The sequence below is a fragment of the Pseudomonas sp. BP8 genome (assembly GCF_017875955.1).
Classification (GTDB): Bacteria; Pseudomonadota; Gammaproteobacteria; order Pseudomonadales; family Pseudomonadaceae; genus Aquipseudomonas.
The window spans coordinates 5128259-5148915 of record NZ_JAGINK010000001.1 but is presented as its reverse complement, the minus strand read 5'-3'; the positions used below and the strand labels follow the sequence as shown (position 1 = coordinate 5148915).

The window sequence follows — 20657 nt, the reverse complement described above, 5'->3', positions numbered from 1 at the left end:
ACAATCAGAACGGTGCCGGGCACTCGAACTTCAGCCGCTCACCCGACACCGGATGAGTAAAGCTCAGCATGCTCGCATGCAGGCACAACCGCTCATGCGCTGCCAGCGCCTCAGGGTTGGCGTACAAGCGATCGCCCAACAACGGATGGCCAATCGACAGCATGTGCACGCGCAACTGGTGCGAACGCCCGGTGATCGGCGTCAGCTCGACCCGGCAATAGTCGCCACAGCGCTCCACAATGCGCCAGAAGGTCAGCGCGTGCTTGCCCTGCTCGTGGTCGACCACATGGCGTGGCTTGGTCGGCGGGTCGTAGCGCAGCGGCAGGTCGATGCTGCCGCTGTCCAGCGCCGGCTGGCCCCAGCACAGCGCGGTGTAGGCCTTCTCGGTTTCGCGGTCATGGAACTGACGCGACAACTCGCGGTGGCTGGCAGCATCGCGTGCAAGCAAGATGATTCCCGAGGTTTCCCAATCGAGCCGATGCACGATCAGCGCGTCCGGGTAGCCGTTTTCCTGCAGGCGGGTGATCAGGCAGTCCTTGTTGTCATCGGCCCGGCCTGGCACCGAAAGCAGCAGGGTCGGTTTGTTGATCACCAGGATGGCGGCGTCTTCGTGAAGGATGTGCACATTGGACAGCGGCATTGCGTGGTCTCTGCAAATGGCAACGGCGGCAACGGCTGCGCAGAACACTCCTGTAGGAGCGGGCTTGACCCGCGAATGCTGTTGTCCAGGCAACCCGGTCGTTGCAACTGACGCATTCGCGGGGCAAGCCCGCTCCTACAGGTGTTCGGCTGGCCGTTGCCGCCGTGGCTATCGCCCGAAAGCGTGAATCAACGCTCGGGCAGGGTGATGTTCAACTCGAGGATCGAGCAGCTGCCCTGGTTCTCCAGGGCAACTACCACGTCATCGTTGCCGATATTGACGTACTTGCGGATCACCTCGACCAGCTCCTTCTGCAGGGCGGGCAGGTAGTCCGGCGTGGTGCGCTGGCCGCGCTCGTGCGCCACGATGATCTGTAGACGCTCTTTCGCTACCGACGCACTGGTCTGTTTCTGTCTGCCACGAAAGAAGTCAAAAAGGTTCATGGTTTATTTGCTCCCAAAAAGGCGCTCGAAGAATCCCTTCTTCTGTACATCGACGAACCGAAGTTCTTTCTCTTTGCCCAGCAGACGTTCAACGGTGTCGCTGTACGCCTGGCCGGCATCGCTCTGGTCATCGAGGATGACCGGTACGCCCTGGTTGGAGGCCTTGAGCACGGCTTGCGATTCAGGAATCACGCCCTTGAGCTTGATCGCCAGGATCTCTTCGACGTCGGCGATGCTGAGCATTTCGCCGTTGACCACGCGCTCAGGGTTGTAACGGGTAATCAGCAGGTGTTCCTTGATCGGCTCTTCGCCACGTTCGGCGCGGCGCGATTTGCTCGAGAGCAGGCCGAGCATGCGGTCGGAGTCGCGTACCGAGGACACTTCAGGGTTGGTCACGACGATCGCTTCGTCAGCGAAGTACATGGCCAGGTGAGCGCCTTTCTCGATGCCGGCCGGGGAGTCGCAGACCACGTAGTCGAAGGTTTCCTTCAACTCCATCAGGACTTTCTCGACGCCTTCGAGGGTCAGCGCGTCCTTGTCGCGGGTCTGGCTGGCGGCCAGCACGAACAGGTTCTCAAGGCGCTTGTCCTTGATCAGGGCCTGCTGCAGGTTGGCTTCGCCGTTGACCACGTTGACGAAGTCGTACACCACGCGGCGCTCGCAGCCCATGATCAGGTCGAGGTTACGCAGGCCGACGTCGAAGTCGACGATGACGGTTTTGTGGCCGCGCAGAGCTAGGCCGGTACCGATGGCGGCGCTGGTGGTGGTCTTGCCCACACCCCCTTTGCCGGAAGTAACCACGAGAATCTTGGCCAAGGTGTTTCACCCCTAAAATTGAGTCGGGACATGGTGTCCCTGAAAAAGCACATAACGGCAACGATGAAAAAGTTGCTCTAAAAATGCCGGCAAGTATCCGTTAAAGACGGGTGATGTTCAACACATCGCCGGACAGGCTGACCTGCACGCCGGCCCCCCACAACGGGTCGCGTCGAAGGTCTTCACAGACGCGGTACTGACCGGCGATGGAAACCAGTTCTGCGGTCATCTGCTGGCAGAAGATGCGCGCTTTGGTATTGCCCTTTATCCCTGCCAGGGCGCGGCCGCGCATTGCGCCGTACACATGGATGTTGCCATCGGCGAGAAGTTCCGCGCCCGGGCTGACCGAGGTGGTCACCACCAGGTCGCCGCCTTGAGCATAGATCTGTTGGCCGCCGCGCACCGGCGAAGTGATGATGCGCGTTGGTCGGATTTCCGCTTCCGGGGCTGGCGCGGGTACCGGCGCGGGCTCGGCCTTCTTCACTTCGGGCTCGGGATCCAGCGGCCGCTCGCGGGCGCCGGAGGGCGGCAACACCGGCAGGTCGATGGCGATCGCCGCAGCGATGTCCTCGATGCGGTTGGCGCGAATCGCCAGGGTACGCAGGCCATGATGGCGGCAGACGCGCATCAGCCCGGGCAGGTCGATTGCCCCTTCGTCGGCTGGCAGCTTGTCCAGCGCCAGCACCAGCGGTGTATTGCTGAAGAAATTCGGCGCCTGGGCCACTTTCGCCGCCAATTGCCGGTCGAGGGACTCGAGGTCGTTGCGCGCCAGTTCCAGCACAGTGATGGCAAGCATACTGCCCTTGAGCTGGAACACGGAGGCGCTTTCGGGTGTCTGGTTTAGGCTCATGGTCTGCATAGACGGCTTGTTGCGAAAAAAGTGCCCTGACTTATAACGAGAACGCCGGTTGCCCGCAACCGGCGACGATCCGTTGTAGAATGCCCGGCCCTTGTCTTTCCGGAAGCTTCAATGGAACGCCCGCGTTTTCGTCCCTATTTTCTCCACCCGCGATTCTGGGGCCTGTGGCTGGGCCTTGGGCTGCTGTGGCTGATCGTACAGCTGCCGTACCGCGCAATACTGCGGCTGGGCCGTGGGCTGGGTGCGCTGATGTACCTGCTGGCGGGTGAGCGCCGGCGGATTGCCGCGCGTAATCTTGAGCTGTGTTTCCCTGAATTGTCTGTCGACGAACGGCAGCGTTTACTGAAGGAAAACTTTGCCTCGACCGGCATCGCCTTCTTCGAAATGGCCATGAGCTGGTGGTGGCCACGGGCCAGGCTGGCGCGCCTGGCGCATATCGAGGGCATCGAGCACCTGCAGGCTGCGCAACGTGAAGGGCAGGGCGCAATCCTCATGGCCGTGCACTTCACCACGCTGGAAATCGGCGCCGCACTGCTGGGCCAGGTGCACACCATCGACGGCATGTACCGCGAGCATGGCAATGCGTTGTTCGACTACATCCAGCGCAATGGCCGTGAGCGGCACAACCTCGATTCGCTGGCGGTCGAGCGCGAAGACGTGCGCGGCATGCTCAAGCTGCTGCGCGCCGGCCGCGCGATCTGGTATGCACCCGATCAGGACTACGGTGCCAAGCAGAGCCTGTTCGTGCCGCTGTTCGGCATCCAGGCCGCGACGGTCACTGCCACCACCAAGTTCGCCCGCCTGGGCAAAGCGCGGGTGATTCCATTCACCCAGCGGCGCCTGGCGGATGGCAGCGGTTACCGGCTGGTCATCCATCCGCCGCTGCAGGGCTTCCCGGGTGAGAGTGAAGAGGCGGATTGCCTGCGCATCAACCAGTGGGTTGAAGGCGTGTTGCGTGAGTGCCCCGAGCAGTACTTGTGGGCGCACCGGCGCTTCAAGTCGCGGCCTGAGGGGGCGCCAGCGCTGTACGAGAAGAAGAAGCGCTGAGGCTATACCGGGGCGCCGGGCCGGTCGGAAAGGGGCGCGTAGCGCCCCCCAGCGGATTGTGATTACTCAGCGATCTGCAACTTGCGCGCCTGGGTATACACGTAGCGCACCTTCTCGTACTCGAACGGCGAGTTCAGCTGCCCATAGCGGAAGTTGGTGGTATAGCGCTTGTCCACCGCCCGCAGGAAGAAGATCTCCGGATGGTCGGTACTCGCCTCGGCCACGTTGAGGAAGTTGACCGCCTGCTCACCCGCGTAATCCACCACTACCCCGGTGGTGTCGCGCAGGTTCGACGGGCCCAGGATCGGCAGCATGATGTACGGCCCGTCCGGCACCCCGTAGTAGCCCAAGGTCTGGCCAAAGTCTTCACTCTGGTGCGGCAGGCCCATCTTGGTCGCCGGATCCCACAGCCCACCAACACCCAGCAGGGTGTTGAACATCAAGCGCGCAGTGATCTCGGCCGAACGCTTGCCCTTGAGCTGCAACACGCTGTTGAACAGGTTGGGCACATCGCCCAGATTGCTGAAGAAATTGCTTACCCCGGTGCGCACGAAGCGCGGGGTCACGTATTGATAGCCCTGCACCGCAGGCAGCAGCACCCACTGGTCGAAGCGGTAGTTGAAGTGGTAGATGCGCCGGTTCATCGACTCCAGCGGGTCGTAGACGTTGAGCGCAGTCAGGGTCGAGCGCTCGAACTCGCGCTGGTTCAGCCCCGGGTTGAATTTCAGCGAGCGCAGCGGATCGAGAAAACCATCGCTGCCGGCCGCAGGGCTAACGACCGGGTCCGCTTCGATTACGCTGGTACGCGGGGCAATTTCTTCTGCCTGGGCCAGGCCCGCGGCACACAAGGCGGTGACAAGCAGCAGTCGTTTAACCACGGAAGAACTCCAGCATGGCGTCGCTGTTGACGCGGTAATTGAGGTTGCCGCAATGCCCGCCGTGCGGGTAAAGGGTCAGGCGATCGCCGAACACCTTGCGCAGGAAGCCGATGTCGCCAGGGCCCAGGATCAGGTCGTCGGCATTGTGCATCACCTCGATCTTGGTGCTGTTACGCAGGTAGTCTTCAAGCGCGTAGAGGCTGGCCTGGTCGACCAGTTGCAGCACACTGCCGCCGTCGGTGCGCACCCGCCACATGGGGATCACCTGCTCGGTCAGGTAGCACTCGAAGTCGCACTGCAGCGCCCGCTTGAACCACGGGGTCAGGCTGCTGCCCTCGGTGATCGGGGTTTTCGGCGGCGTGATCAGGCCACGGCGGTTGATCAGGTCTGAGGTAAACGCGATATCGGCAGCGGAGAAGCGGAACGAGGTGCCGATAAGCATCGCCATCTGTTCGTTGGACAAGTGCTGGCGCGACTTCTGGAAGTCATAGAGCAGGGCGTCGTTGAGGTCGACGTAGCCCTTTTCCTGGAAGTAGCGGGTGAGTTTTTCCAGCATCAGCTCATAGAAGGTGGTGCTGCGGTCGATGCCTTTGACCTGAGTCTGCACCAGCTTGTCGAGGTTGCTCACCGAGGTGTAGAGGTTGACCGGCGGGTTGAGCAGCAGCACCCGCTTGAAGTTGAAGCTGCGCCGGGTTTCGTCCAGGTGGCTGACAAACGCCGCGTCCAGCGCGCCGAGGCTGTAGCCGGTCAGGTAGAAATCGCTGACCGGCAAGCGTGGGTGCTGGGCACGCACTGCCTGCATGACTCGGTAGAGGTCCTCGGCGTCCTCCTTGGTCACGCCAGGAGTGGCAAAGCGCGAGGCTGCGCTCATGAAGTCCCAGCTGGTCGGCGACGACAGCTGAACGACGTGGAAGCCTTCCTGGTAGTAGAGCTTTTTCAGGTATTCGTTGATGGTGCTGGAGTACGGCGCACCAGTGCCGGCAATGATGAAGATCAGCGGTGCTTCGCGGTCCTGGCGTGCCAGGCGGTACTTGAGTTTTTTCACCGGCCAGAAGTTGTCGGGCAGGGTGAAGGCGCGGTCCGGGCGCAGGTTCAGGCTGTAGTCGGCCTGGGTGATGTCTTCATCGCTGGGCAAGGTCGGGCGCAGGTCGGGAGGCGTGGTGGCGATGGTCGCCTCGAACGGATTGGTCAAGGGGAAGCCATAGCCGGCGGCGTCGATATCCCGCGCAGAGGCGGCCGCAGCCAGTAGCAAGCCACCCAAAAGGGCAGCGAGGCGCATTGATCGAAGCATTGAATCCCCCAGGAAAGATCAGCAAGGTGTTGCGATACGCAGGCTAGGACCACGGCTCACTGGCCAAAGTTGCCTGGTACGCTGCCCTTTGTCGGGCCAGATATTGCCGCGCCGATGACAGGCGCGGCAAGGGTTGTTGTGTGCAACATAGCTTGTGCACTGGCAACTTGCCTTGCATGGATGTTGCGCACGGTTATGCTGAGCCTTTATTTGATCTGCCCGGAGCCGGCCGTTGAAGCGTTTTTTGCCTGTAATCGTGCTGTTGGCATTGCTGCCATTGTGGCTGGGCGCCAGTTATGGCGTGCGCTATGGGTTGATGGAGGATGCCCAGTGGGTTGGCCTGTGTGCGCTGCCGGACGGGTACTGGCAGTGCCAGGTGCGTTCGTTGCTGGGGTTGGCCATTCATTTTCAGGTGATCGCCTGGGGTGCTCTCGGGCTGGCGCTGGTGGCGCAGCTGGTGGCGGGGCGTGCTGGCTGGTACCTGGCCGGATTGGCATTGTTGCTGGGGATACCGGCGTTGGTGCTGTACACGGCGAGCATTGCGGTGTTCGCGGTGGTCTTGGCCGGGCTGCGGCTGGTGCGCCAGCCAGCCCCACAACCCAGGCTTGCCAGAAACCTGTAGGAGCGGGCTTGCCCCGCGAAGAGGCCAGCCCAGGCAACCGAGGTAGATGGCACCGGCTTTGCCGGTGTTCGCGGGGCAAGCCCGCTCCTACAGGGGTGGAGGCGTTTGCAGGCTGTGTAGGTTTAACCGCGAAAAGGTCAGCATCGGTTTCACGCCTTGCGCAAACTGCTCCACAACGCGCCGACCATCAGCACACTCACCCCCGCCCAAACCCACGCCTGCTGATTTTCCAACCCCTCCCGGAACAACTGCGGCGCCACCCCCGCGCCCACGATAAACGCCAACAAGGCCACCTCAGCCCGCCGCGCCGGCACCGGCCGCAACAGATACACCAGCGCCGGCAGCAGCAGCGCCGCGCTGGGGAAACTGCGATACCGTGGGTCAACCACCATCGCCAGCATGCTCACCGCCGCGGCAAACCCCGCCGCCAGCAACCACCAGCCTGCCCTGGCCTCAAGCCAGGCAAACAACCGCCCGCGCCAGCCTTCTCGGCGCCCCAGGGCCAACACCCCATGGGCCAGTACCAACAGGTTCAGGCCAGCCAACAGCAGCGCCCACAGCCACTCCGCGGCAAACCGCGCATTGGTCCGCATCAACTCGCCCCACAAGCCCAGGCTGCCCGCGCCGATGGCGGCCAGCAGCGGCAGCAGCAGTGCCGCACGGCGGTCAGCCGGGCGTCCGCCGAGCAGCAGGGCAGCCAGCATCAGCAACGCACTGGCAGCCAACCACTGCGGCCACAGCGCCAGGTTGCTCACCGGCCCCTCGAGCACGCCCTTGTCCTGCCGGTCGGCGTCATACAGCCCCCAGTAACCGCCGACCGCGCCTTCGCTGGCACGCTTCCACGGCTGGTCAAAGGCTTCGATCAGGTTGTAGCGCCAGCCGTTGTGCTCGGCCATGGCGACAAAGCCACGGATGAACAACGCCTCGTTGACCCTGCTCGGCACTGCGGTCTCGCGCTGACGGCCTTCACTGGGCCAGCCGGTTTCACCGATGACGATGTCCTTGGGCGCAAAGCGTGTGCCGAATACCTGGCGAATCTCGGCGACATGCGCCAGGGCCTGGTCGATGCCGCTCGGGTCATCTTCCCAGTAGGGCAGCAGGTGGATGGTCAGAAAATCCACCGCGGTTGCCACCTGCGGGTGTTGCAACCAGAACTCCCAGACATCGGCGTAGGTCACCGGCACCGTCACCTGGCGTTTGACCCGGCCGATCAGTTCGGCCATGCGCTCGCCGGTGACTTCCTTGCGCAGTAGCGCTTCGTTGCCGACGATAACTGCCGTGACCACATCCGGGTTGGCCTTGGCCGAGGCGATCAGCAGCTCGACTTCCTTGTCGGTGTCCGCCGCGTTGGCGTTGACCCAGGCGCCGATCATCACCTTCAGGCCGTGCTTGCGCGCCAGCGCCGGAATTGCCTCAAGGCCGGTCATCGAATAGGTGCGAATGCACTGAAAACGCTCGGCCAGCAGCGCCAGGTCGGCGTCCATTCGCGCCGGGCGCAGGCGAAACGGCTGGTCGAAGGGCGACTGGTCCTTGTCGAACGGGGTGTACGAGGCGCACTGCAGTTTGTGCGTCGGGCTGGCCGCGTCGGGCAGCAGCACCGGCTTGCCAAGCCCGTACCAGAGCGCGCCGAGGCCGCCCAGGGCGAGCAGGCAGGCAAGCAGGTACAGCGGCAGCAGCAGGCGTGTAGAACGGGGCATCGGGCGGTCCATCGTCAGGCACAAAGGGCTAGATGATAGCCGCAAATGCCCGGCGTCAACGCTTTGGCATGCAAGGATCGCGCAGGCCACGCTCGCCCGATGGCGCTAATGGCCAAGTGCTGTCGCATCTGGGTGGGGTAAAGGTCGCAGGTGGAGCAGGTCGCACCGTGTGTCAGGTTGATGATGCAATCTCCAAGACCTGACGAGGGGATGCTTTGATGAACATGCGACGTTTCCTGGGCGTGGGATCCGCCCTGGTGTTGGCCATGAGCGCAGCGCAAGCAATGGCCAAAGAAGTGAGCATCGGTTATGTCGATGGGTGGGCCGACAGTGTCGCCACCACCCACGTGGCAGCCGAGGTGATCAAAGAGAAGCTCGGCTACGACGTGAAGCTGCAGGCGGTTGCTGCCGGCATCATGTGGCAGGGGGTGGCCACCGGCAAGCTGGACGCCATGCTCTCGGCCTGGTTGCCGGTAACGCACGGCGAGTACTGGGCCAAGAACAAGGACAAGGTGGTCGACTACGGGGCCAACTTCAAAGACGCCAAGATCGGCCTGATCGTCCCCGAGTACGTCAAGGCCAACAGCATCGAAGACCTCAAGACCGATACCAGCTTCAAGCAGAAGATCGTTGGTATCGACGCAGGCTCCGGGGTAATGATCAAGACCGAACAGGCGATCAAGGACTACGACCTCACCGGTTACAAACTACAGGCCAGCTCCGGTGCAGGGATGACGGCCGAGCTGACCCGGGCCTATCCGAAGCAGCAATCGATCGCGGTGACCGGCTGGGTGCCGCACTGGATGTTCGCCAAGTGGAAGTTGAAGTTCCTCGAAGACCCGAAAGGCGTGTACGGCGCGGCTGAGACCGTCAACAGCATTGGTAGCAAGGAGCTGGACAGCAAGGCGCCGGAAGTGGCGGCGTTCCTGAAGAAGTTCCAGTGGCAGTCCAAGGATGAGATCGGCGAAGTGATGCTGGCGATCCAGGACGGTGCCAAGCCGGAAGCGGCGGCCAAGGCCTGGGTGGCCAAGCATCCGGACCGCGTCGCTGAGTGGACCGGTAAGTAAGGTTTTGAGAAGGTGAATCGGGGCCGCACAGCGGCCCCGCTTCTGTTACCAAATCAGTAAAACACCCTTGCATCTAAGACTAAGGTCGTCTGGTTGGCGTCCAACGGCAGCATAAAGTTACAGGCGGGTTATCCCTAATCTGTGCTGCTAGGACAAAAACAATGAACGACAGCATTTACCTCTCGATACAGAACAGTCCCCGCTTCAAGGAACTGGTCACAAAACGCGAACGCTTCGCCTGGATTCTCTCGGCGATCATGCTCGGCCTCTACTGCGCTTTCATCCTCCTCATTGCCTATGGCCCGCACTTGCTCGGTGCCAAGATCAGCCCTGAGTCGTCGATCACCTGGGGCATTCCCCTCGGTGTTGGGCTGATCCTCTCGGCGTTCGTCCTGACCGGTATCTACGTGCGTCGCGCCAACGGCGAGTTCGATCAGCTGAACAAGGCAATCCTCGAGGAGGCCAAGCAATGAACCGCCCAGTCAAAGCCCTGGCCGTTCTGGCCTGCGGCGTTTTTGCACCCGCCGTGTGGGCAGCCGATGCGCTGACCGGCGAGGTGCAGAAACAGCCGCTCAACATGTCTGCGATCGTCATGTTCCTGGCCTTCGTCCTGTTCACCCTGGGGATTACCTACTGGGCGTCGAAACGCAACAAGTCAGCCTCCGACTACTATGCCGCCGGCGGCAAGATCACCGGTTTTCAGAACGGCCTGGCGATTGCCGGTGACTACATGTCGGCAGCCTCCTTCCTGGGTATTTCCGCCCTGGTGTTCACCTCCGGCTACGACGGCCTGATCTACTCGATCGGCTTCCTGGTCGGCTGGCCGATCATTCTCTTCCTGATCGCCGAACGCCTGCGCAACCTGGGCAAGTACACCTTTGCCGACGTCGCCTCGTACCGCCTCGGGCAAAAGCAGATCCGCACCCTGTCGGCCTCCGGCTCGCTGGTGGTGGTGGCCTTCTACCTGATCGCGCAGATGGTCGGCGCGGGCAAGCTGATCGAGCTGCTGTTCGGCCTCGACTACCACGTCGCGGTGATCCTGGTCGGCATCCTGATGTGTATGTACGTGCTGTTTGGCGGCATGCTCGCCACCACCTGGGTACAGATCATCAAGGCCGTGCTGCTGCTCTCCGGTGCCAGCTTCATGGCGCTGATGGTCATGAAGCACGTCAACTTCGACTTCAACACGCTGTTCTCCGAAGCAATCAAAGTGCACGCCAAGGGTGAAGCGATCATGAGCCCTGGCGGTCTGGTCAAGGATCCGATCTCGGCGTTCTCGCTGGGCCTGGCGCTGATGTTCGGTACCGCTGGCCTGCCGCACATCCTGATGCGCTTCTTCACCGTCAGCGACGCCAAGGAAGCGCGCAAGAGCGTGCTCTACGCCACCGGTTTCATCGGTTACTTCTACATCCTGACCTTCATCATCGGCTTTGGCGCGATCCTGCTGGTCAGCACCAACCCGGACTTCAAGGACGCCGCGGGCGCTCTGCTGGGTGGCAACAACATGGCGGCGGTGCACCTGGCCGATGCCGTGGGTGGCAGCATCTTCCTCGGCTTCATCTCGGCGGTGGCCTTCGCCACCATCCTCGCCGTGGTTGCCGGGCTGACCCTGGCCGGTGCCTCGGCGGTGTCGCACGACCTGTATGCCAGCGTCTGGCGCAAGGGCAAGGCCAACGACAAGGACGAGATCCGCGTATCGAAGATCACCACGATCTTCCTCGGCATCCTCGCGATCGGCCTGGGCATCCTGTTCGAGAAGCAGAACATCGCCTTCATGGTCGGCCTGGCCTTCTCGATTGCTGCCAGCTGCAACTTCCCGGTCCTGCTGCTCTCGATGTACTGGAAGAAGCTCACCACCCGTGGCGCCATGATCGGCGGCTGGCTGGGGCTGGTCAGTGCGGTTGGCCTGATGATCCTCGGCCCAACCATCTGGGTGCAGATCCTTGGCCACGAGAAAGCCATCTACCCGTACGAGTACCCAGCGCTGTTCTCCATGCTGATCGCGTTTGTCGGTATCTGGTTCTTCTCGGTCACCGACAAGTCCAGCGCAGCAGAAAACGAGCGTGCGCTGTTCTTCCCGCAGTTCGTGCGTTCGCAAACCGGCTTGGGTGCCAGTGGGGCGGTTTCCCACTAAGCCTGAGCGCTAGAACACAACGCCCCGCTTAGTCGGGGCGTTGTGCGTTGTGGGCCGGCAAGTGCGCGCAACCCCATTGATGGCATTCTGCGCTCGCTGGGAAATTTCCGAAGCGCGCTCGGAACGGTCTTAGTCCTCGCGGCAAGGCAACCCGGAATAATTCTCCTCACTGAATGGGCACGTCCCGTCAGGCATTGATCATTTCAAGGAGATTTATTCGTGAAACGTACCTTACTTGCCCTTCCTCTGGCCTTGCTCTGCGCAGGTTCGGCGATTGCCGCCGACCCTATCGAAAAACAGGTGCAGATCACTGCCCAGATCCCCACCGCCGCGTTTTACGTCGAACCGGTAGGCGGCAACTGGATGAACGATCCGCAGGAGATGACCTGGAACTCCTACCAGTCCACGCTCGAGCCGATCCGCAAGCAGTTGCAGGTCAAGAGCACCATTGGCCCGATCACCGGTTACCTGATATCGCCCGCCGTGATCGCCAATGGCAGCAACAACATTGGCCTGGATGTTCAGGTTGGCGATACGCTGCTGTTGACCACACCCTCCGAGGTGGTCTCCGCCGCCCAGGCCGCCCCGGGCGCGACCATCGGTTTTGTCGTGTCGGCCAAACCCGCGCCGACCACCGGTTATGAGCCGGGCAACTACCAAGGCCTGGTCAGCATGATGTTCGAGACCGCTGCGCCCTGAGCGGCTGCGCCCAGCGTTAACCCCATCCGTTGTTGCCTGCCCTGCTTCGGTGTTTCCTGCACCGTTGGAGGGCGGGTATTGCCTGCAAGCGACGCCGACGCCCATGCCGATCATTGATAACTACATCGCTTCGTTGCGCCGATGCTTGGCCCTGGCTGCCTGTCTGCTTGCGGTGCCGTGCTATGGCAGCGAGCCGACGACGGCCATTGCCCAGATCGAAGGCCTGCCACGCGATTTCCAGGCACACTTTTTCGATGTGCCGCTTGCCGTACGAGTAGACCTGGATGGCCGCTACCTGGGCGATGCCATGGTAGTACTGAGCCGTGATCAACAGGTACAGCTGCTGGAATTCACCGACACTCAGGACAGCCGCGAGCCAGAAAGCCTGCGCCGGCGCTGGCAGGAGCGTCTGGCCGACGGCCGTGCCCTGGGTGACTGCCAAAGCGATTGCCCAGACGGCTTGCGCGCGCTGCACTACAGCCTGATCAACTCACAGTTATCGCTGCTGACCAACCGCGCCGAAACCGCTACGCCTGCCGAGCGTTTCTACCACCTGCCCGAGCAGGGCAGCTATGGCCTGCTGCTGCGCAACCAGCTCAATCTGGTGAGTGACGGGCGTGGCACCAGCGGTCGCTACGCGGTGCAAGGGCAGGGCAGTCTCGGCAACTGGACAACCCTCGCTGACGGCCAGCTCGACCGCGGCAGCGATAGCCAACAGGGCAGCCGTTACCGCCTCGACCAGCTGTATGCCGAGCGCCTGGTCGACGACCACTTCTACCGCCTGGGTTACTTTACCCCCAGCGCACAAGGCCTGACCCGCCAGCCGCGGCTGATGGGCGCCAGCCCCGATACCACCGTGGGCGTCATGTTCGGTAGCAGCGACGGCCTGGCGATCGACAACGGCGCGCCGAGCGCTACGCCCATCTACGTCACCCCGGATCGGCCTGCCGTGGCCGAGATCTACCGCAATGGCGTGTTGATCAACAGCCAGGCGGTGCAGCCGGGCCTGCAGGCCCTCGACAGCAGGGTACTGCCCGGTGGTATCTATGAAGTCGAGATCCGCCTGGTCGAAGATGGCCAGGTCACTTCGCGCAGTCAGGCGTTCATCTACAAACCGAGCAACTGGCGCAGCACCGACGCGCCTTGGCGCTACAACCTCTACCTGGGCCGGCAAAGCAGCCTGCTGAGCAACTGGCAGAGTGATCACAATGACAGCCTCAGTGCTGGCGTGCTGGCCAACTATCTGCTGCATCCACGGGCGATTGTCGGCCTGTCGGCCCAGCGTATCGATACCTTCATGCAGTACGGCACCTCGCTGGACTGGGACGTGCGCGACCGCTTCAAACTGTACGGCAACCTGTTCCAGACCCAGGACCACGGCAGCGGCTATGACCTGCAGGCGATCCACACCTATGAACAAGGTTCGCTGGTGGCCAGCCACAGCCGCTCCTGGCTAACCCAGCCACGGCTGACACGCTTTTCCAATGGGCAGCCGAGGGTCCAGCGGCAAACCCAATCGTCGCTGTCGATCAACCATCGCCTCGACCCGCGCAACAGCCTGAGCCTGCGTGTGTCCCACAGCAGCGGTGCCAGCGCCGGGCTGGGCGCGGACCTTGGCTGGTCGTACTACGGCCGCTTGCTGGGGTCGGACGCCAACTGGCGACTGAGCCTGTTTGACCGGCCAGGCACGCTCGGCACCGGCGATGCGCGCAGCCGCGGGGTCAACCTGGCCCTGAGCATGAGCCTCGGCGACGGCGGGCGGCGGCTGTCTGCCAGCCTCGGCACACGTACCTCACGCGATGGCGGGCGCGACCTGAACGCCTCACTGGGCTATCAGCAGGACGTCGATTTCGGCCCGTTGCGCAGCGTCGGCCTGACCGCCAGCGCCGACCGCTATGGCGCCGGCCTGGGCGGCGACACTCAGTTCGAGAACCACTGGCTCAACGGCGACGCCTACTTCCAGCAGTCGTCCTATAACGGCGAGTTCAACGGCGGACTGAACCTGCAGAGCCTGGTCGCCCTAGGTGGAGGCAAGGCAGCGCTGAGTGGCCAGTACTTGCCGTATCAGGCCGGCTTGATCGTCGATGTCGAGACCGACCTGCCGCACCTTGCGCTGCGTGCCGATGACCCTGACAGCAGCACCGCCAGCTTGCGCCCGGGGCGTAACGTCATCCCGGTGGCGGCCTACAAGGCCGGCCAGGTGCAGTTCGACTTCGACGGCAGCGACGCGACGGCAGCGGTGATCCAGCCTCCCAGCCTCGACTACCACCTCAATCGCGGCGGCATCGCCTACCGGCAGTTGCGCGTGTTACGCACGGTCACCGTGCTTGGCCGCCTGTTCGATGGCCATGGGCGTGCGCTGCGCGGTGCTCAGGTGGTCAATCACGCCAGCCGCACGGTAAGCGAGGCCGATGGGTTCTTTGCGGTGGAGATGAGCGAATCGACGCCGACCCTGGAAATCCGCCAGCGAGGCACGCTGGTCTGCCAGCTGAAGCTCGACCTGCAGCAGCTGCAACGCGAGGGCGATGTGCTCCTGGCGGGTGACCAGACCTGCAGCCCTGTGCGGCCCGTTGCGGAAATTTCCTAAGGCATTTTGGGATATCTCCCGCCAGTTGCGCCATGGCCAGCGACACGCCTGCATCACTACTCTCTTCATGCATCCACGGAGACTACTCACGATGAAGATTTTACCCTTGAGCCTGCTGGCGCTGTTGCTCAGCCCGCTGAGCGTCAGTGCTGCCCCCGAACTGAATGTCGGCGCGCTCTACGATTACCTCGACAGCGGCAAGAGCACCTTGCTCAAGCGCATCCGCAATGGCGGCGACACCACGGCGTTCGTCAAGGTCAGTGTCGCCGAGCTGATCTACGACGCCGATGGCGTCGCCCGTGAAGTCGACACCGATGGCCTGCCGCTGGAGCAGCGTGGGCTGGTCGCCAGCCCAGCGCGGTTGATCGTGCCGGCCAACGGCATGCAGGCGGTGCGCCTTTTGTACCGTGGCTCGCGTGACCAGGAGCGCTATTTCCGCTTGCGTTTCGTGCCGGTGCTGCCAGAGCTGGGTGACGGTTTTGCCGTCGATCAGCAAGAGGCCGAGCAGTACCGCGATAGCCTCAAGGTCGGCGTCAATCTGCTGGCCGGTTACGGCTCGCTGTTGTTCGTGCGGCCCGCCGAGGTCAGCTTCAAAACGCCGATACAACGCCAGAATGGGCAACTGACGGTGTCCAATCAGGGCAATAGCACGGTTGTACTCGATCACTTTCGCCAGTGTCAGGCGGCCGACCGCGAGTGCGAGCCAGCAACCAAGCATCATCTGCTGCCTGGGCGTTCCCGGCAGTTCGACGGCCAAGCGCAGAAAGTGCATCAGTTCGAGCTGCATGAAGGCAATGAGCATCAGGCCATGGTGGTGAAGGGATGATGGCGATAATTCCTTCCCACCGGCGTTGGCATGGGTACTGGCTGCTGGCCTTGCTGATGCAGATGGCCGCTACTGTCCAGGCACTTGAGACCACGGTGTCTGCGCAGTATCTGGGACATGTCTCCGGCAAATTCGAAAATACCACGCCGCCTGCGCTGTTCTGTCAGCGATTTGCCTATCGCTGTACAAGCCATGATGTGGTCGACTTGCCCATTACCTACTCCAAGACAGCGGTCGAAGAGGGCCCTCGGCAGCGGTTCTACATTCAGCTACCTGGCATTCGTCAGGTTGACGTCTTTCACGAAAAGACCGGTGAGCCCCATACGCTGTCGTTCGAATTCACCGGCGTCAGCCAGAAAACCCAAGGCCCAGAATGGTACTTAAGCCCGGTTTACAATGCTGTTATCGAGGGCGGCTGCACAAAGGCAGGGATCATCGGCAATCCACCGTACGTGTTTTTTCTCTGGGACGTCACCAATCCCAGAGCTCCGGGCGGATGCCACTCAAGAAACCCCAGAGTCAAGCCAGGTGACCGCGCAGAGGTCAGCGTTACTAACATGGGCGTGTCGTATAACCTGAACATGCCTGCACCTTTTCGCATGAAAACCGGCATCTACCGGGGCAGCGTCACTTACAGCATCGGCCCAGGTCGCGATTTCGACTTCGGCGATGGTGTCAGCGCGCTTAACGACAACAGCGTGACGATCAACTTCGTGCTCGATGTTCAGCATGCGTTCTACTTCGAGTTTCCGCCGGGGACCGACCGCGCCGTGCTGGAACCGCGCAACGGCTGGCAAGGCTGGCTCTCCCGAGGGCATGTGCCTGAACGGCTGTACCGCGACTTGCCCTTCAAGCTGTCTTCATCCGGCCCGTTCAGGGTCTACAAGGTGTGCCAGTACGACATTGACACCCGCTGTGGGATTAAAAACGACAAGGGCGATCAGGTCCCGGTTCTGCTGTCCGTGAGTTTGCCTGCAGGCATCTTGTACCGAGGCCGGCCGGTACAGCGTCTCGCGCTGCCTAGCGGGCGTGTCCAGGCGCTGCAGTTCGATGCGGTGCAACCGACCGTCAACCGCCCGGGGCAGATGCATTTCGAAGTCGCCCAGGACGATGTGCGCAGCATGCTGCCCAACGCCGGTACTACCTATAGCGGTCAAGCCACGCTGGTGTTCGATGCCGAAATCTAGCCCGCCCCGCAGCACCAGGGAGGACGCCCATGTACACCGTACTCGTGGTCGATGACCACCCCTTCATTCGTGCGACCGTCTGCATGTTGCTACGCCAGGAGCCGCTGGAAGTGGTCGGCCAGGCCGACAACGGTATCGACGCGATACGCTTGATCCGCGAGTATCGGCCGGACCTGGTGATCCTCGACATCACCATGCCCGGCCTCGATGGCCTGGACGTGATCGCCAGGATTCGTGGGCTGGGCTACCCGGCCAAGACCCTGGTGCTGACTTCGCAGCTGGCCGAGGCGTATTCGTTGCGCTGCATGCAGGCCGGTGCGTCCGGGTTCGTGTCGAAGACCGACGACTTGTGCGAGCTGAACAAGGCCGTGCGCGCGGTCATGTCGGGCTACACCTATTTCCCGGAGGTGGCGCTGAGCTCGGTGCATCACCAGGACCTGCGCGCCACCGAGCTGCAATGCATTGCCAGCCTTACCGACCGCGAACTGATGGTGCTCCAGCAATTGGCCCGCGGCCTGAGCAACAAGGCCATTGGCGAGAGCATGTTACTGAGCAACAAGACCATCAGCACCTACAAAGCCAGGCTGCTGGAAAAACTCAGGGTCAACTCATTGATCGACCTCGCCGACTTCGCCCGCCGCAATCAACTGCTCTGACCGGCCGTTGATGCGCGCGGCGGTTCTCTGGGCGTTGGCCTGTGCCTTGGCGACAGCGCCTGCGTCGGCCGCGCCAGTGCTGTATCCCCGGGCCACGCTCGACGAGCTGCGCAGCGAGCCCGACAGTGCCGAGCTGCGCTGGCTCTGGCAGCATCGGCAAATGCGCCTGGGGGTGCTCGACCGGGAGTACCCGCCGCTGGATATCCTCGGTACCGGGCAGGCCTATGAAGGCATCACGGCCGATTATGCCGGACTGCTTGCCGAGCAGTTGAACCTTGAAATGAGCGTGCACGTGTTTGCCACGTTCGACGCCGCCGTGGCCGCCTTGCGTGCCGGCCAGATCGACCTGCTCGGCGCGGTCAGCACGGGCCAGGCCGCGACGGCCGGGCTGCGCCTGTCGCGGCCGTACGCCGATGACCGGCCGGTGCTGCTGGCGCGGGTCGACGAGGCGCGCGGGCAGCGCTTCGTCATGGCCATGGTTGAAGGCTACCGCACGCTCGCGCAGATCAAGGCCGGCTATCCCCAGGCCGAGGTCCAGGTGCATCCCGGCCCCCTCAGTGCGTTGGCCGCGGTTGGCCTGGGCCAGGCTGACGGCTACCTCGGCAACGAGCTGAGCGGGCGCTATATGTTGGGGCGCAATCCGCTGGCCGGGGTCGAGGTGCTGGGCAAGGCGCAGCTGCCGGATGAGGACATCGGCTTTGCCTCGGTAGCTAACGGCTCGCCGTTACCGCGCCTGGTGGATGCCGCCTTGGCCCGCCTCACGCCTGAACAGCACGCACGTATTCGCGAACGCTGGGGGGCGATGGCCGGCGCGGCGTACCCGCCGGTGCACGTCCAGCTGAGCGACGCCGAACAGCGCTGGCTGGACCAGAACCCGACGATCAAGGTACTGGTCGATGAACAATTGCTGCCGTTGAGCTTTCGCGATGGCAAGGCAGCGCTGCGCGGCTTGAGCCTCGATGTGCTGCAACTGATCAGCCGCCGCACGGGTTTGCACTTCGACGTCCAGGCCGGTGGCAGCCTAAAACGCATGCTCGAGCAACTGCGCAAGGGTAAGGCTCAATTGATTGCCGGGGTACCGCGCAGTCAGGCCCTCGAGCGTCATCTGGGATTCAGTCGGGCGTACCTCAGCGCCTCACGCGTGCTGGTGACCCGGGATGAGCCGCAGGCAGCCGTCAGCCTTGCCCAGTTGGCCGGCCAGCGACTGGCGCTGGTGTGGGGCAGCGCGGTGCAGGAGTCGCTACTGCCGGCCCACCCGCAGATCCAGGTGCTGGAAGTACCAGGGCCGGTGCAGGCCCTGCAGGCGGTTGCCCGCGGTCAGGCAGCGGCGGCAGTGCTGACCCTCGATGACGCCCGCCCGCTGATTGCCCGGTGGTACCCCGGACGCTTGCGCATCAGTGCCAGCCTGGCCATGCCGCCCGCGCACTTTGCCTTGGCCAGCGCCCGTGGCGAGATCGAGCTGCAGGGCATCCTCAACAAAGCCTTGCTCAGCCTCACCCCGCGCGAAACCGAGGTGTTGGTGCGGCGCTGGCGCAACCCCATGATCGTCGCCGACGGAGCCTGGGCGGAGCACCGCAACAAAGTATTGATGGGCTTTGCTGCTGCGTCTGCGCTGTTGCTCCTGGCGCTTGTCTGGATCCGCTACCTGCGCCGTTTGCAGGTCCAACTGCGTGCGGCCATGCACGAAGCCGATGCCGCCAACCACGCTAAAACACGTTTTCTGACCACCATGAGTCATGAAATTCGCACGCCATTGCACGCCGTGCTGGGCATGCTCGAACTGGCCCAGTGCAAGGCCGAGCAGGGCGTCCTCGACCGCCTGGCCATTGAAGTGGCCACCGACGCGGCGCGCGGTCTGCTCGAGTTGATCGGAGACATCCTCGACGTCACGCGTATTGAAAGCGGCCACCTGCAACTGGCACCGCAGCGGGTCCGGCTGCGCGAGCAGGTGGCGCGGGTACTGCAGTTGTTCGAGCAGCAGGCCCGCGGCAAGGGCCTTGAATTGCGCCTGCAGCTACAGGGGCCGGTGGATGCCGAGGTGATGCTCGACCCGCTGCGCTTCAAACAGGTCCTGGCCAACCTGGTCAGTAATGCGATCAAGTTCACTCGCCAAGGGCAGGTCGAGGTGAGCGTGCGAGCCTTGGCCAAGGGCGACTGCCTGGCGGTCGAGCTGCAGGTCAAGGACAGCGGGGTAGGTATCGCTCAGGCCGAGCTGGCCGAGCTCGGCCAGCCGTTTCGCCAGGCCAGTAACCAGCGGCAGTCGCCGCGCTGCAGCGCAGGGCTGGGCCTGGGTATCAGCCGCAGCCTGTGCGAAATGATGGGCGGGCGCCTGTTCTTGCGTAGCGTGCTTGGCGTGGGCACCGAAGTGGATATCCGTCTGAACCTGCCGCTGTTGCCTGCACAAGAGCCCGTGCCTGCCTTGGCCGCGGTCGTGGTCAAGGAGGGCGGGCCGCGCCTGCGGGTGCTGGTGGTCGATGACTACCCGGCCAACCGCCTGCTGCTGGCCCAGCAGCTGGATTACCTGGGGCACCAGGCGCGGGTGGCCGAAGACGGCGCGCAAGCGCTGCGGTTGTGGCTCAAGGAGCATTTCGACGTGGTGATCAGCGACTGCCACATGCCGCGGCTGAACGGTCATGCCCTGGCGCGGGCGATTCGCCTGCACGAGCGCCGCAGTGCGCGTTCGGCGTGTCGCCTGATCGGCCTGACGGCCAATGCCCAGGAAGAGGAGCGCCACCGCTGCCGCACTGCTGGCATGGACGATTGTCTGTTCAAGCCATTGGGTCTGGACAGCCTGGTGCAGGCCCTGGCGAGTTGCCAGACGGCTGGCGTGCAGCCTTCTGAGGAGGCGCCGCTACTAGACATCGCCCACTTGCAGCAATTGGTCGGCAAGGACAGTGCCGCACTCAATGCCCTGCTGAGTGACTTGCGCAGCAGCAACCGCGCAGACCTGCACTGCCTGGAACGCCTGGGTGATACTGATGCGCAGGGCTTGGCTGAGCTTGCTCATCGCGTCAAAGGCGGGGCGAAGATCGCCCGTGCAGCGCCCTTGATCGCCGCCTGCGAGCGCTTGGAGCGCACAATTACGCGCACGCCGCTAATAGCGGAGCAGTTACAACAGGATGTGGCGGCAGTGCGCGATGCCATGCAACGCCTCGAGCGGCATCTGGATAACCAGGCCGCTCGTGGCGTTACTGCACAATCTCACTGA

The 20657-nt window shown here is 63.2% G+C and carries 18 protein-coding genes; 11 read left to right on the top strand and 7 right to left on the bottom strand.

What is annotated here, in order from left to right; translation table 11 throughout:
* Positions 1 to 4 precede the first annotated feature (4 nt).
* The 4 genes from J3B00_RS22515 to minC form a co-directional block, all read right to left on the bottom strand.
* Positions 5 to 640, bottom strand: a complete 636-nt coding sequence (locus J3B00_RS22515; RefSeq protein WP_119139654.1) for an RluA family pseudouridine synthase — start codon at positions 638 to 640, stop codon at positions 5 to 7.
* Between the two features lie 188 nt (positions 641 to 828).
* The gene (minE, locus tag J3B00_RS22510) at positions 829 to 1083 is read right to left on the bottom strand and encodes a cell division topological specificity factor MinE (RefSeq protein ID WP_119139657.1); all 255 of its coding nucleotides are present in this window, start codon (positions 1081 to 1083) and stop codon (positions 829 to 831) included.
* A gap of 3 nt (positions 1084 to 1086) precedes the next feature.
* Positions 1087 to 1899, bottom strand: coding sequence for a septum site-determining protein MinD (gene minD / locus J3B00_RS22505; RefSeq protein WP_119139659.1), 813 nt, complete (start codon positions 1897 to 1899; stop codon positions 1087 to 1089).
* Between the two features lie 100 nt (positions 1900 to 1999).
* Positions 2000 to 2758: a septum site-determining protein MinC gene (gene minC / locus J3B00_RS22500; protein WP_209872170.1), complete on the bottom strand. Its 759-nt coding sequence runs from the start codon at positions 2756 to 2758 to the stop codon at positions 2000 to 2002.
* A gap of 111 nt (positions 2759 to 2869) precedes the next feature.
* Here minC and J3B00_RS22495 point away from each other — a divergent pair, with 111 nt between their 5' ends.
* Complete coding sequence (locus tag J3B00_RS22495) at positions 2870 to 3805, top strand: lipid A biosynthesis lauroyl acyltransferase (RefSeq protein ID WP_209872167.1); 936 nt, start codon at positions 2870 to 2872, stop codon at positions 3803 to 3805.
* A gap of 62 nt (positions 3806 to 3867) precedes the next feature.
* Here J3B00_RS22495 and J3B00_RS22490 read toward each other — a convergent pair whose 3' ends face one another.
* Positions 3868 to 4683, bottom strand: coding sequence for a VacJ family lipoprotein (locus tag J3B00_RS22490; protein WP_209872164.1), 816 nt, complete (start codon positions 4681 to 4683; stop codon positions 3868 to 3870).
* Entirely contained in the window at positions 4676 to 5974 is a 1299-nt protein-coding gene (locus tag J3B00_RS22485) for a serine/threonine protein kinase (RefSeq protein ID WP_209872161.1), read from the bottom strand. The genes J3B00_RS22490 and J3B00_RS22485 overlap by 8 nt, the downstream gene beginning before the upstream one ends.
* 232 nt (positions 5975 to 6206) lie before the next feature.
* Here J3B00_RS22485 and J3B00_RS22480 point away from each other — a divergent pair, with 232 nt between their 5' ends.
* On the top strand, positions 6207 to 6596 hold the full coding sequence (locus J3B00_RS22480; RefSeq protein WP_209872157.1) for a hypothetical protein: 390 nt from the start codon (positions 6207 to 6209) through the stop codon (positions 6594 to 6596).
* Positions 6597 to 6745: 149 nt separating this feature from the next.
* Here J3B00_RS22480 and J3B00_RS22475 read toward each other — a convergent pair whose 3' ends face one another.
* Complete coding sequence (locus J3B00_RS22475) at positions 6746 to 8305, bottom strand: beta (1-6) glucans synthase (RefSeq protein ID WP_209872154.1); 1560 nt, start codon at positions 8303 to 8305, stop codon at positions 6746 to 6748.
* Between the two features lie 206 nt (positions 8306 to 8511).
* On the opposite strand from J3B00_RS22475, the gene J3B00_RS22470 reads away from it, so the two are divergent.
* The 9 genes from J3B00_RS22470 (at position 8512) to J3B00_RS22430 (ending at position 20657) form a co-directional block, all read left to right on the top strand.
* Entirely contained in the window at positions 8512 to 9360 is an 849-nt protein-coding gene (locus J3B00_RS22470) for a glycine betaine ABC transporter substrate-binding protein (RefSeq protein ID WP_209872150.1), read from the top strand.
* A 161-nt stretch (positions 9361 to 9521) separates the two neighbouring features.
* Entirely contained in the window at positions 9522 to 9833 is a 312-nt protein-coding gene (locus J3B00_RS22465; RefSeq protein ID WP_209872147.1) for a DUF485 domain-containing protein, read from the top strand.
* Positions 9830 to 11494 (top strand): cation acetate symporter, encoded by a 1665-nt coding sequence (locus tag J3B00_RS22460; protein ID WP_209872144.1) that lies wholly within the window; start codon positions 9830 to 9832, stop codon positions 11492 to 11494. The genes J3B00_RS22465 and J3B00_RS22460 overlap by 4 nt, the downstream gene beginning before the upstream one ends.
* A gap of 219 nt (positions 11495 to 11713) precedes the next feature.
* Complete coding sequence (locus J3B00_RS22455) at positions 11714 to 12193, top strand: CS1 type fimbrial major subunit (protein WP_209872142.1); 480 nt, start codon at positions 11714 to 11716, stop codon at positions 12191 to 12193.
* A 103-nt stretch (positions 12194 to 12296) separates the two neighbouring features.
* Positions 12297 to 14780: a CS1-pili formation C-terminal domain-containing protein gene (locus tag J3B00_RS22450; protein ID WP_209872138.1), complete on the top strand. Its 2484-nt coding sequence runs from the start codon at positions 12297 to 12299 to the stop codon at positions 14778 to 14780.
* 91 nt (positions 14781 to 14871) lie between these two features.
* Entirely contained in the window at positions 14872 to 15606 is a 735-nt protein-coding gene (locus J3B00_RS22445; RefSeq protein WP_209872135.1) for a molecular chaperone, read from the top strand.
* Positions 15607 to 15662: 56 nt separating this feature from the next.
* Entirely contained in the window at positions 15663 to 16793 is a 1131-nt protein-coding gene (locus J3B00_RS22440; RefSeq protein WP_245362911.1) for a hypothetical protein, read from the top strand.
* A 29-nt stretch (positions 16794 to 16822) separates the two neighbouring features.
* Positions 16823 to 17449 carry a response regulator transcription factor gene (locus J3B00_RS22435; protein WP_209872130.1) on the top strand — a complete coding sequence of 209 codons (627 nt, stop codon included), beginning with the start codon at positions 16823 to 16825 and terminating at the stop codon, positions 17447 to 17449.
* 10 nt (positions 17450 to 17459) lie between these two features.
* The gene (locus tag J3B00_RS22430) at positions 17460 to 20657 is read left to right on the top strand and encodes a transporter substrate-binding domain-containing protein (RefSeq protein ID WP_209872127.1); all 3198 of its coding nucleotides are present in this window, start codon (positions 17460 to 17462) and stop codon (positions 20655 to 20657) included.

What these genes read in the sequence shown, in the direction of transcription:
- J3B00_RS22515 (WP_119139654.1), bottom strand. Translation starts at nt 640, where the DNA reads ATGCCGCTGTCCAATGTGCACATCCTTCACGAAGACGCCGCCATCCTG.
- minE (WP_119139657.1), bottom strand. Translation starts at nt 1,083, where the DNA reads ATGAACCTTTTTGACTTCTTTCGTGGCAGACAGAAACAGACCAGTGCG.
- J3B00_RS22440 (WP_245362911.1), top strand. Translation starts at nt 15,663, where the DNA reads ATGCAGATGGCCGCTACTGTCCAGGCACTTGAGACCACGGTGTCTGCG.
- J3B00_RS22485 (WP_209872161.1), bottom strand. Translation starts at nt 5,974, where the DNA reads ATGCTTCGATCAATGCGCCTCGCTGCCCTTTTGGGTGGCTTGCTACTG.
- J3B00_RS22435 (WP_209872130.1), top strand. Translation starts at nt 16,823, where the DNA reads ATGTACACCGTACTCGTGGTCGATGACCACCCCTTCATTCGTGCGACC.
- J3B00_RS22445 (WP_209872135.1), top strand. Translation starts at nt 14,872, where the DNA reads ATGAAGATTTTACCCTTGAGCCTGCTGGCGCTGTTGCTCAGCCCGCTG.
- J3B00_RS22450 (WP_209872138.1), top strand. Translation starts at nt 12,297, where the DNA reads ATGCCGATCATTGATAACTACATCGCTTCGTTGCGCCGATGCTTGGCC.
- J3B00_RS22430 (WP_209872127.1), top strand. Translation starts at nt 17,460, where the DNA reads ATGCGCGCGGCGGTTCTCTGGGCGTTGGCCTGTGCCTTGGCGACAGCG.
- J3B00_RS22475 (WP_209872154.1), bottom strand. Translation starts at nt 8,305, where the DNA reads ATGGACCGCCCGATGCCCCGTTCTACACGCCTGCTGCTGCCGCTGTAC.
- J3B00_RS22495 (WP_209872167.1), top strand. Translation starts at nt 2,870, where the DNA reads ATGGAACGCCCGCGTTTTCGTCCCTATTTTCTCCACCCGCGATTCTGG.
- J3B00_RS22470 (WP_209872150.1), top strand. Translation starts at nt 8,512, where the DNA reads ATGAACATGCGACGTTTCCTGGGCGTGGGATCCGCCCTGGTGTTGGCC.
- J3B00_RS22460 (WP_209872144.1), top strand. Translation starts at nt 9,830, where the DNA reads ATGAACCGCCCAGTCAAAGCCCTGGCCGTTCTGGCCTGCGGCGTTTTT.
- minC (WP_209872170.1), bottom strand. Translation starts at nt 2,758, where the DNA reads ATGCAGACCATGAGCCTAAACCAGACACCCGAAAGCGCCTCCGTGTTC.
- J3B00_RS22465 (WP_209872147.1), top strand. Translation starts at nt 9,522, where the DNA reads ATGAACGACAGCATTTACCTCTCGATACAGAACAGTCCCCGCTTCAAG.